The sequence below is a fragment of the Novosphingobium sp. genome (genome assembly GCF_049240505.1).
Taxonomy (GTDB): Bacteria; Pseudomonadota; Alphaproteobacteria; order Sphingomonadales; family Sphingomonadaceae; genus Novosphingobium.
On record NZ_JBMLSM010000039.1, the window covers coordinates 1 to 10,968 of the forward strand.

At 59.7% G+C, this 10,968-nt stretch carries 9 protein-coding genes and 1 pseudogene; 6 read left to right on the plus strand and 4 right to left on the minus strand.

The genetic code is table 11. The annotated features are described in order from the left end of the window. Nucleotides 1–46: 46 nt before the first annotated feature. Together ACOVQ0_RS03380 and ACOVQ0_RS03385 are read right to left on the minus strand one after the other, a co-directional pair. Nucleotides 47–436, minus strand: a complete 390-nt coding sequence (locus tag ACOVQ0_RS03380) for a type II toxin-antitoxin system VapC family toxin (protein WP_421880177.1) — start codon at nt 434–436, stop codon at nt 47–49. Beyond that, nucleotides 433–679, minus strand: a pseudogene (locus ACOVQ0_RS03385) (AbrB/MazE/SpoVT family DNA-binding domain-containing protein). The gene ACOVQ0_RS03380 and the pseudogene ACOVQ0_RS03385 overlap by 4 nt, the downstream one beginning before the upstream one ends. Nucleotides 680–1,176: 497 nt before the next feature. Between ACOVQ0_RS03385 and parS the strand changes: the two are divergent. Then, nucleotides 1,177–1,698 (plus strand): type II toxin-antitoxin system Xre/ParS family antitoxin, encoded by a 522-nt coding sequence (gene parS, locus ACOVQ0_RS03390; RefSeq protein WP_421880179.1) that lies wholly within the window; start codon nt 1,177–1,179, stop codon nt 1,696–1,698. Beyond that, nucleotides 1,695–2,180, plus strand: coding sequence for an RES family NAD+ phosphorylase (locus ACOVQ0_RS03395; protein WP_421880181.1), 486 nt, complete (start codon nt 1,695–1,697; stop codon nt 2,178–2,180). The genes parS and ACOVQ0_RS03395 overlap by 4 nt, the downstream gene beginning before the upstream one ends. 235 nt (nt 2,181–2,415) lie before the next feature. On the opposite strand, the gene ACOVQ0_RS03400 is transcribed toward ACOVQ0_RS03395, so the two are convergent. Continuing rightward, complete coding sequence (locus tag ACOVQ0_RS03400; RefSeq protein WP_421880183.1) at nt 2,416–2,673, minus strand: DUF4172 domain-containing protein; 258 nt, start codon at nt 2,671–2,673, stop codon at nt 2,416–2,418. Between the two features lie 401 nt (nt 2,674–3,074). Continuing rightward, complete coding sequence (locus tag ACOVQ0_RS03405) at nt 3,075–4,181, minus strand: diguanylate cyclase domain-containing protein (RefSeq protein WP_421880185.1); 1,107 nt, start codon at nt 4,179–4,181, stop codon at nt 3,075–3,077. Nucleotides 4,182–5,034: 853 nt separating this feature from the next. Here ACOVQ0_RS03405 and ACOVQ0_RS03410 point away from each other — a divergent pair. From ACOVQ0_RS03410 to ACOVQ0_RS03425, 4 genes are all read left to right on the plus strand, one after another. Next, nucleotides 5,035–6,654 (plus strand): DUF1800 domain-containing protein, encoded by a 1,620-nt coding sequence (locus ACOVQ0_RS03410; RefSeq protein ID WP_421880187.1) that lies wholly within the window; start codon nt 5,035–5,037, stop codon nt 6,652–6,654. An 18-nt stretch (nt 6,655–6,672) separates the two neighbouring features. Next, nucleotides 6,673–8,121: a DUF1501 domain-containing protein gene (locus ACOVQ0_RS03415; RefSeq protein ID WP_421880189.1), complete on the plus strand. Its 1,449-nt coding sequence runs from the start codon at nt 6,673–6,675 to the stop codon at nt 8,119–8,121. A 960-nt stretch (nt 8,122–9,081) separates the two neighbouring features. Further along, nucleotides 9,082–9,684, plus strand: coding sequence for a PEPxxWA-CTERM sorting domain-containing protein (locus ACOVQ0_RS03420; protein ID WP_421880191.1), 603 nt, complete (start codon nt 9,082–9,084; stop codon nt 9,682–9,684). Between the two features lie 739 nt (nt 9,685–10,423). After that, nucleotides 10,424–10,968 (plus strand): cistern family PEP-CTERM protein (locus tag ACOVQ0_RS03425; RefSeq protein WP_421880193.1); only part of this gene is annotated, 545 nt, incomplete at its 3' end.

Genomic DNA, 10,968 nt, shown 5'->3' on the forward strand with positions numbered 1-10,968 from the left:
AAAGGTCGGATCGGCCGACGACCGCCCTTCCCTCGCCGGCTGAGCATCATCGAATAGCGACGACCTTGGTTTTGACGGCATCGGCGATCGCCTTCCAGCTCTGATCACTGGTCCATGCCGGAAGACCGTCACGCTGCGCCAGTGCAAGGCAGAAGCGGTCGCCGAGCGATAGCCCCTTTTCTGCAGTGACAGCCCGCAATCGCCCAGCCATTTGCGCGAGCGCCTTATCGGTGGGTACAATCGTCATCGGCAGTGGGTCAAGCATGGCATCGACCTCACGTTCAGGCATGCCAAGATGAATGAAGTGCGTGACCACCTCAGCGTAGTTGATCGTGCATATCCGGGCGTCTGCTATCGCAGCTGCGACTTTGTCAGCGCCCTTCTCCCCTTTCAGCATGACAATGAGGGCGGAGGCGTCCAGTACGATCTCGCTCACTCTCCGCTGTCCTCGCGGCGCTTGGCGAGGAACGCCTCGACCGACGCGTCTGAGTTCCCTTCGGTGTACTGCTTCGCCAAAGCCTGAGCGCGGGCCACGGCCTGTGCGGCTGTTCGTAGCACGAGACCATCAGGCGTCTCATCCAGATAGACCGCGCCGCCGTCGCTAAGCCCGAGCCGCTTTCGGATGTCCAGCTGGGATGCTCATCCGGCCGTTGGGCGTTACGTTGACCTGGACTGTCATGATGGCTTCCATTTCCGCTGAGTTGCTCGCCGCTAGTGCGATAGCCAACAGGCCTCCAATTCTCAACGAAATGCTAATTGGTATACAGGTTACCGATTGAGCCACTTTGAGATTTGTGTGTCACAAGTGTTGTAAAACGTCTCAACATAACGCTTTTTCCAAGGTGTCGCCTCTGCGGGACAGCGATACCGCCTTGCCACTACTTGTCCGAAAGGGATCGCGCGCCGGACAATTTGCAGGTGCCAGAGGTCAGCCCCCCTCCCCTCAGCATATCTGGCTCTCCATCCCTCTCATTAAGTTTCTACGTTTTATTCTCTCAAACACCGGCCTCATCTGTTACAAATGACCACCACGGGATCTGACCGCCCAACGCAGGGCGCGCGGCGATACATTGTCAGCGTCGATCAGGACTGCGAGCCGTTGTGAGGGATCAAGGTCGTAGCGACGCATTGCGCTTTCTGCTCAAATACACTATCTAAATGCTCAAAGGAGCAATCATGGCAACTTCCGCTACCTATGTCGACAAGATGGCGACCCGACGCCCCAAGCCTCGAGCCGCGCGGGCAGGCAAATCTGTGAAGGTCAAGGGAGACGAAAAGTACCGCGAAATCTTCGCGGCCTCCCCGCAGGCGCGCATCGCCATGATCCGTAATGGTGTGCCGGCGATCGAGGCCAAGCGGCTGGTTCAGGCGCTTGGGGTCGAGCAGAAGGTGTTCTATCAGGCGCTCGGCCTCAAGACCGCCACCGTGAACCGCAAGATCACGCAGAGCGAGCAGCTCGCCAGCGATGAAAGCGAACGCCTGCTCGGGGTGGCGCGGCTGATCGGGCAGGTCGAGGCGATCATTGCCGAGTCCGGCTATGCTAAGGATTTCGACGCGCCCGAGTGGCTCTCGCGGTGGCTGCGTGAGCCGTTGCCCGCGCTCGGCGGCACGCCCCCGATGGCGCTGCTTGATACAATGGAGGGGCAAGCGATGGTGTCCGAAGCGCTCGCCCGGATCCAGACCGGAGCCTATGCGTGAGCCATACGATCTGGCGGATCGCGTCAGACACCCGGGATTACGAGGCGGATGACCTCAGCGGCAAAGGTGCGGAGATCACTGGCGGGCGCTGGAACGACAAGGGCACGCCGGTGGTCTACACCTCGGCCAACCGCGCTTTGGCTGCGCTTGAAACAATCGTGCACCTCAACGCGGGCGGCCTACCGCTAAATCGCTATCTCATCGAGGTCACTATCCCTGACATGGTCTGGAATGCGGCGGAATTGATCGATTCCATCTCGGCTCCGGTCGGATGGGATGCCGAACCAGCCAGCAAGACGTCATCGGACTTCGGCACGCGCTGGGCACGATCAAATGCCAGCCTGTTGCTGCGGGTGCCTTCTGTCCTCGTGCCCGAGGAAAGCAACGTGCTCATCAATCCGCGACATCCTGACATCGTGAAGGTCACCGCGCGGAAAGTTCGCAAATGGCTCTACGACGCGCGGACCGTTCGGAACATGTAACGACTGCAACACGCTTTCCAAACGAGTGCGAAGAGCGATGCCCGCATTCGCACCCGACCCAACCGCGCCACGATAGCTATCAAGGCGATGAACCTCTCGTTCCGAGCGAGCTCGGAAGGGGTTTCGCCTCATGCTGCCTGAAGGCAGTCTGAGGCCGGACCGTCCCGACCGGATGGCTGTCTCAAGGGAAGTGGCGGTCTGGCACGGCCGCTCCCATCGAGCGCCCAGTGCAGCACTACCAGCGCAGCCGCGTGATCGCGGCCGAGAATATTCCGATCAGCGGGGTCAAAGCGCCGATATAGGGACAAAGACGACGTGCAATCGACGAGCGCACCTGATCGGTATCAAGATTTTTGCCTTCGATCTCGGAAAATTTGAGAACTTCCTGTGCCAGCGTGCGGAGCATAGCTTCTGCGCGAAGCGAGAAACCGAGAGACTCCATTCGGCCAGTGGTTCTGCGACAGCGCTGCAGTCCCAGGTGAAGTTCGGCCATTCGCAAAGTTGATGGATATCGGTTGCCACAATCTCCGCACTTTCTGCAGAGATTGTGCGCTACATTCTCCGCAGAGATATTGCTTGTGCCGACAGCCCCATTTGGGTGACCCGGTTCAGCGCTGCTCCATACACCTCATAGCTTGGACTGCATGGCTACCCTCAGCGCTCAGCGAATTGCCGATTGCCGCCCATCCGTTACCTGTAAAGCGCATGGTTGTTTGCCGGCCCGCGAAACCCTGGCAAGCATCCTCTGCGCCCCTCACAATGGCTTGCTGGATAACCGGGCTGGTTGCGGCAAATTGTGACAGGAGGCGGATCGGCAGGTCGCGGCTACGATCAGCCAACGCGTCTGAATTTCGCGCCATTAATCACGCTAAGCATTGATAAAAAACGATAAGATCAGCCAATCTCCACCCTGTTCCGCCCTTGCTCTTTCGCACGGTAAAGCGCCGCATCGGCCCGAGCTAGTGCGCTGCGCATATCACCGTAGTCCGCAATTTCGGTAACTCCGGCAGAGAAGCTAACTTGGCCGAACCCTTGGCCCGAGTCCCGATTGACCAGTCGTCGTGCAGCTTGCACGCGTCGCATAGCATCGACCCGCACTTGGGCCGCCTCCTTGCCGAGCCCGTAAAGCAGAAGAACGAACTCTTCTCCGCCGTGACGTGCTACAAAGCAATTGCCGCCCCCCTGCTCATGGAGTGTTGCCGCAAGCGAACAAAGTACGCGGTCACCTGCATCATGGCCATGCCGGTCGTTGATCCTCTTGAAGTGATCGACGTCACAGAATGCGATGCTGAGGGGCTCTCCTTTGGCGACAGCCTCCATCGTTGCCGACACAAGCCTGCGTTCGAATGCTCGCCGGTTTGGCAAACGTGTCAAATGATCGACATCCGCCTCCAGGCGTGCTTTGGCGAGGCTTTCACGAAGCTGTTCCGTCTCGTGCTGGCTCCGCGACATCATGGTCTCAACCTCCTCGATCCGCGCAAGCATGGCATGCGACAGATCGAGGATCTCTTGTAGGCTGTCAGCGGCGTCACTCGGAGTTTTCGCTTTTTCGGCCAGCGCCCCGATGTGGACCCCCAAGGCTCCGCGATGGTCGCTGGTTTCAGACTGGATGGACCGTGCAGTCTGAGCAAATCGCATCAAGGCGTACTCAAACTTATCGATCAGATTTTCAACTTCGGCGATACGGCTGTGGCCATCGGGCTCGAGGCGAGCGAGGGTATCAAGCCAACGCTGGTCGATTGGCTCACCAGAAATCTCCCGAGCTGCAAACGCCTCGGCGAGCCCCGGGTGAGATCCTGAAAGTGCGGCGGATACGGTCGCCATATTCTGGGAGGTGATAGCCAGTTCGTACTTTACGAAGAATGCACTTATAAGGCCAAGCATTTCCACGCGAGCTTCGGTAGATCGGGTGGATCCATTATTTGAGTTCGCTGGGTTATCGATCTCCAATGATTGCTCTTGTTGAGAGGATTTTGCTCGGAATATCGAAGAAAGCAGCATTGACATCTCTTGCAAACGATTGACGTCTGGCTTTTTACGTGCTCATGCTTAATTTCAACTTTGCGAACGAGTGAAATGATTGCGTAGTTTTACGGGGTCAGAGGTAGGAGATCGCCGGGTGCGCATACCAGCAGTTCGACAACGCTAGGCCATCCTTGTGTATTGGCGGGGCGCATCGATACCGGACAAGACTTGGGGCGGCCGAGCATGCTCTGATGAGCGCCGTTTGTCGAAGTTCATCCTTCATCGGACAAGCCACAAGTTGGTCGTACGCGGATAGGCGGGTGCCACATCGCACCGTCGGTGCTTCGTTACGCCCTGCAGGCCCGCGATAAAATCTGGGCCGAACTCACGATTGTCGAGTTGAACGCCGTCGGTTTACTCGACGCTGCCGAACGAACCTGCCACGATCCGGGAACGGCCGCTGCCCCTTCCCTTGCCTCGCTGTAGGCGATGACGCCCCGCACGCAGACGAAGCAGCCCACAGTGGCCAGAACCCTTCACAGCCTCATGCGACAATTCATGCTGAAGGGGTTCTTCACGAGAATGCATATTTGTTTGGAAAGCAGCGAAGGGTTTACTGCCGCTCAAACGTATTGGGAACGAGGGGAGCGTTCGAATGCTTGCACCGGGTTATGATGAGGATGCTACGCAGTGCCGCGGCGCGGATGATAGGCGGCCTGCGCAAACGCAGAAAGGTGTCGACGCGCTGCAGGTCGCCCCGATACCTGCGACGGGCTCCGGAGCGACGCTCAAGCCAGTTGCCGCGAGCACGCTTGCGCTGGCAGTCGCCGCGTGTGGCGGAGGTGGCAGCAGTAGCGGCACGGGAGGCAGTGCACCCCCAGTATCCTCTGTGCGCAAACCGCAGACCGATGCCGAGGCGGCCCGGTTCCTGCTCCAGGCCTCGCTCTCTGCATCGATGGGGACGATTGCTGAAGTTCGCAGCGAGGGCTTTGCACCTTGGCTCGACCGCCAGTTCAGTTCCGCCAACAGTCTAAGCGCGCGCAATTTTTTTGCCGATCGTGGCCTTGATCGTGTCGATAGCAACCGCTTCTACAACTCGTCTATCATCGGCGACTATATGGTCTGGTCGCAGCTTATGGCCGGCGACAATCCCGTGCGCAAACGGATAGCCTTTGCGCTGTCGGAATTCTTTGTAGTGTCGATCTCCGGCATCAATCTGACATGGCGCGGGCCCGCAATCGGCGAATACTGGGACATTCTCAATCGACACGCTTTCGGAAACTTCCGCGACCTGTTGCAAGACATCACCCTCAACCCGGCGATGGGGGTATTCCTGAACACCCGCGGCAACCGAGCTGCCGATCCGCGCACAGGCCGCGTGCCCGACGAAAATTATGCGCGCGAGGTGATGCAACTGTTCACTATCGGGCTCTTCGAATTGAACCCGGACGGGACGAACCGGCTGGTAAACGGCAATCCAGTCGAGACATACACGAGCGAAGACGTGACCGGACTGGCCAAGGTCTTTACCGGCTATGATTTCGACCTTGGCGGCCTCGCATTCACGCCCGAAGTCGGTGGCACGCGCCAGATCCCCGATGCCGAATATGCCCGGCGGCCGATGACCGCCGATCCGACCCGCTGGGTTCCCGCCCGCACCACTGGCTTCCATTCCAGCGAAGCAAAGACCTTCCTTGGCCTGACCATTCCCGCCGGGACCACCGCGCCCGAGAGCCTGCGGCGTGCTCTGGACCATCTGTTCAATCACCCCAATGTCGGACCATTTTTCGCCCGGCAGATGATCCAGCGGCTTGTGACCAGCAATCCCTCAGCGGCCTATGTCGGGCGCGTGGCTGCGATCTTTGCCAACAACGGCCAGGGACGGCGCGGCGATCTGGCTGCGGTGTTCAAGGCAATCCTCACCGACAACGAGGCGCTCGACCCGGCGAATGTTGCCAATCCGAATGTGGGTAAGCTGCGCGAACCGGTACTGCGTTATGTGCAGCTGGCGCGAACCTTTGGCGCTCGGTCGAACAGCGGCAACTGGCAAGTGGGGGACCTTAGCGATCCAGCTAGCGCACTCGGGCAGAGTCCGCTGCGTTCGCCATCGGTGTTTAACTTCTTTCGCCCCGGCTATTTCCCCACCAACACGGAGATCGCCAATCGCGGGCTGCTCGCGCCGGAATTCCAGCTGGTCAACGAGACGTCAGTGGCAGGTTACGTCAATTTCATTGAACGAGCGATCACGGGTGGGCGGACCCCGGTTGCCGACATCACGCTCGATTTCTCGGCCGAGATCGCCATCGCCCAGGACAGCGCGGCGCTGCTCGACCGGCTCGATCTGCTGCTGACCGGGCGGCAGCTCAGCCAGAGCGTTCGCGACATTGTCCGCACCGCGATGGAGGATGTGCCGCTCACCGCCAGCTCGACCAATGCCGATCGGCTGCGACGCGTGCAGATCGGGGTCGCGCTCGTCCTCGCCTCGACCGATTATCTGATCCAGAAGTAACTTCCAGGGGACGCGGACATGTTCATCAGCAAGAGCATCGAGATCGAGCGGCGGGCGTTCCTGAGGCGGTCAGCCCAGTTGGCGATGATGGGCGGCGCTGCGTCCTACGCGCTGGATCTGGCGGGGCTCGCCGAGGCAGCAGCGTTCAACAGTTCGGGCGGTTATAAAGCGCTGGTCTGCGTGTTCCTCTATGGCGGGAACGACCACGGCAACACGCTCATACCTTTCGATGCCGCGAATTATGCGCGCTATGCTGCGATCCGCGGGACCGCAGGGTCAGAGGATGCGTCTGGCATCGCGCTCGCCCGAAGCGCGCTGGCGAATACGGTGCTCACTACCCCGTCAGACCAGCGGCTGACCGACGACATCACCTATGCACTCGCTCCCACCATGCCGCGCCTCAAGACCCTGTTCGATAGCGGCGCGATGGCTCCGCTGCTCAATGTCGGTCCGCTGATCGCCCCGCTGACCCGCGCACAGTACGACGCGGGCAGTGTGCCTCGCCCCGCCAAGCTGTTTTCGCACAACGACCAGCAATCGACTTGGCAAAGCTCGCAGCCCGAAGGCTCGCGCACCGGCTGGGGCGGGCGAATGGGAGATCTGGCACTGTCGTCGAACACCAATGCGATGTTCACCGCGATCAATGCCACCGGCAATGCGGTGTTTTTGAGCGGCCAGACCGCCGTTCCCTATCAGGTCTCGCCAGCGGGGGCGACGCTGTACAACCCGCTCCAGACCGGTCGGCTGTTCAACTCCGCCGCCGCCTCGCAAGCGCTTTCGACCTTGCTGCGCAGCGGATCAGGCAATGTTTTGGCGGCCGACTATGCACGCTTCAACGACCGCTCAATCCAATATGGTGCCTTCGTCAATGATGCGCTGCGGGGCGTTACGCTGAACACCAGCTTCGGGTCCGGCAACCGTCTGGCCGATCAGTTACGCGTTGTCGCACAGCTCATAGCGGCGCGCGCGAGGCTGGGGGTTACACGGCAGGTCTTCCTTGTATCACTGGGTGGGTTTGACAACCATGACGGTCTGATCGGCACGCATGACGGGCTGCTCGGTCAGGTCGATTTCGCGATTGACGCCTTCTATCGGGCGACGGTGGAACTTGGCGTAGCGAGCAATGTGACGACCTTCACCGCCTCGGATTTCGGGCGCACCCTATCGTCCAATGGTGATGGTTCTGATCACGGCTGGGGCGCACACCATTTTATCGTGGGCGGCGGCGTGCGCGGCGGTCGTTTCTATGGCCGGGCACCACAAGTTTCGGTGACGAGTACCGACCAGGTTGGACAAGGTCGGCTGCTGCCTACCACGTCTGTCGATGAGCTGTCGGCAACGCTAGGCCTGTGGTTTGGCGTTGCGCCTTCCGAGCTACCATCGGTTGCGCCCAACATCGGGCGCTTTGCCTCGGCGGATATTGGTTTCATGTCGCCCGCCCAGACCGCCACAGCCCCCTCGCGGTAGCGCTAACGAGCCCATCGTAATCCTCGACAGTGACGACGCAGATGGGTTCCAATAACCCTAAGGGCCCGACGGGCCGTGCGGCTCAGGTAATGCTTTGAGCTTTTCGAGCGCTGTGCACAAATCGATGCCAACCAAGGGTAGCCCTATTGCGTCCGAAGTCTCGAGGGCTTCCTGCACAAGCGCGATCAGAACAGCCAAGGACTTGCCATGGTCGACGCGGAGCTCAGTGGCAATGCCGGAAACTGACCGCACCGACGCAGTACGATCACGGGTCGGCATAACAAGAGTGTTCCGTAAGCTCATGATTAGCCTTCGCTTCTGCGCCATAGACCGGCAGCTGAGTATTCGTATGCCCTGGGACATACTGCATTCAAATCCGCCTGCCTCAGCCGGGATCCACCGTGCTGTCCGCAGGTGCATCTCGCAACGCCGCTGCGTGAGCCCACATCACATATGCGAAAAGGCAAGGTGAAGATGAAAAATCTTGTAAAAAACGAGCTGCCTAAAGTGGGGCAGCTCTGAGCGGAGCCATTGGCATAATGGCGAAGGCCTCAGACCTGCGCATTTCATCCCTTGCCCCATTGTGTCTCAGGTTTCGGGACGCTCGCGGCCGGCAATCAGTGAACGCATTTGGCAGAAAGGTTCACCGCGCGATTGAGCGCTTCGTTTAGATCAGGAGTGACAAGGACCGGTTCGGCTGATGTCGTGCGCCGAAATCATCGATCCCGGTCGCGGTCAGTAGGAGGCGTTGGCCCCCCTCCCCCCTGGCTGATCGTCGCAATGCTGGTCAAACTTGCGACCGGGACACCAGTGAAGAACCTCAGACTAGCAGCGACGCAAACGACGATCTGAGCGACGGTGAGGGCGCGGGTGTTCGCAAACAATTAATATATTCCGCCTATCGCCTAAGGGATAACCGTAGTTCCTGACCGATCACGACCTGACTTTTGAGGTGTAGGCATGGCTGTCATAAAAAAGATCTCTTTCGCGTGCGGCCTTTTTGCGTCTGTGCTTGCCGCTCCCGCTGCTGCTGCGACCTTTATCGGCGACAGCTTCGAAGGCAGCTACCGTTTCCCGCACGTCGGCAATGCAACCGTCCAGGGCGGCAGCGTACGTGTGTCGCCTGTTGGCAGCTTCACTTTCGTGACAGGGCGCATCAATCCGACGGCAAATATATTTGCCTCAAGTGTCGAGATTACCTTCGGGGGGAGTGGGGCGTACAGAGCCGCAGAATTCAACGGTATCCTTCTGAGAAATCTCTCACGAAGCAATATTGCTGGATTGATCTTCGACCCGAGTACTACCCTTTCCGGTTTTAATCAGGGTCGGCTGAGCTTCACATCGGATTCGCTGCTTTTCAATTTTGCGGGACTGTCCATCAACGCCTCGGACCGCGTGGCCGCGAATGTGCTGTTCGTCACTAGCCCTGTTCCTGAACCTGCTACATGGTCGTTGATGATCATCGGTCTGGGTGCAGCCGGATTTGCGATGCGCCGCCGCCGTGAGCGCGGCAGCAGCGTGTTCAAAGCGCGCCAAGGACGGTGCTTGGAAGCAAGCGCTTAAGGCAACTCGCAGGGGACGCGAGTCCCGAGCGGATTGAAACACCCCTGCCGCTCGAGAGCGCTCTTCGAATCCCGAACCGGATGAAACGGCACGGCCGCGGGCGCATCTCGTCCGGTACCGCGCCGGCAGACCCCGTCCCGTCCATTAGATGAGCTTGAGCAGGGCTTGAAGCCATACCGCGTAGCGAAGACTGCCGCGACTTGGGTCGCACTGCTTCCTAGTGACGCTGATCGGGCCGTGTTGGCCCGATTATTGTCGCCGAAAATGCTGACATGATGGTCGTGGGTCATGCAAAACCCTCCGCGGCTGCGGTCGAGACCTTCGGTGCGCCTGCCACCTTGAGCCGCACCAGCCAGTATGCGTGAGCGCAAGAAGAATGCGCGGCAGATCACCAAGCCAAGCATAGGCCCCCGGCCGCGGCGCAGCGGAGTACGCCCAGTCATGGTCTGCCGTGCCTACGGCAGTGGCGCCAGGGCCGTCGGATAGCGCCGTCTCACGCTAGCTGAGCCGTCCATGAGAGCCACCGGCCGGAACACCTTATCCAACTGCGACGAGGAGAGCCTGTTTCATTCCGGGACCGCCAGATCCTTTCACAAGCCGCCGCACTTTCCCGAATCGCCTCATCCTGTTAGTTAAAAAGAGGTTTACATTTGTTCGATGCGGAAGAACGGCTTTTGCTAGGGGTGGTTGGGTGATGCGTGGATTGGCATTTGCAGGGGCGCTTAGTGCCCTCGTGGCTGTGGCGGGTGCCCCCGCACAGGCTGCCTATCTCTTCGACGAGAATGGGGACAGCGCTGACATCGTTTTCGATGGGTTCTCTGGAAATAGCGCGAACACCATCCCGGGCTTGTCAGCCAGTTTGCGACTAACACTTCTGTCCGGGGCGCAGACACGCGGCTACCTGTTCTCTTACGTTCTTCAGAATACCTCAACGGCAGGCGGATCACAGAGCCGCGTTTCCGGATTTGCGTTCAACTCCACCCCTGATGTGCGCCTGGTGTCCACCTTGGGAGAGTTTTCGAACGTGATCCTAGATGGCCGCTATCCGAACGGGATCGGCGATGTCGAAATTTGCCTGACTGGTTCTAACTCCTGCCAAGGCGGTGGTCGGCTTGGAGCAACTCGTGGCGACCCGGCCAGCGGCGTATTTTTCCTTGGCTTTGATCGCTCACAGCGATCCGTCACGCTAAGTGACTTCTTTGTCCGTTATCAGAGCTTGTCGGGTCTCAACCGCGTCACGTCTGCGTCGGGCCAGGAAGTGACGACCGCAGTCCCGGAGCCCGG

Bases quoted from the DNA above. Each gene is read 5' to 3' on its own strand.
- parS (WP_421880179.1), top strand. From the start codon at position 1,177: ATGGCAACTTCCGCTACCTATGTCGACAAGATGGCGACCCGACGCCCC.
- ACOVQ0_RS03415 (WP_421880189.1), top strand. From the start codon at position 6,673: ATGTTCATCAGCAAGAGCATCGAGATCGAGCGGCGGGCGTTCCTGAGG.
- ACOVQ0_RS03420 (WP_421880191.1), top strand. From the start codon at position 9,082: ATGGCTGTCATAAAAAAGATCTCTTTCGCGTGCGGCCTTTTTGCGTCT.
- ACOVQ0_RS03400 (WP_421880183.1), bottom strand. From the start codon at position 2,673: ATGGCCGAACTTCACCTGGGACTGCAGCGCTGTCGCAGAACCACTGGC.
- ACOVQ0_RS03405 (WP_421880185.1), bottom strand. From the start codon at position 4,181: ATGCTGCTTTCTTCGATATTCCGAGCAAAATCCTCTCAACAAGAGCAA.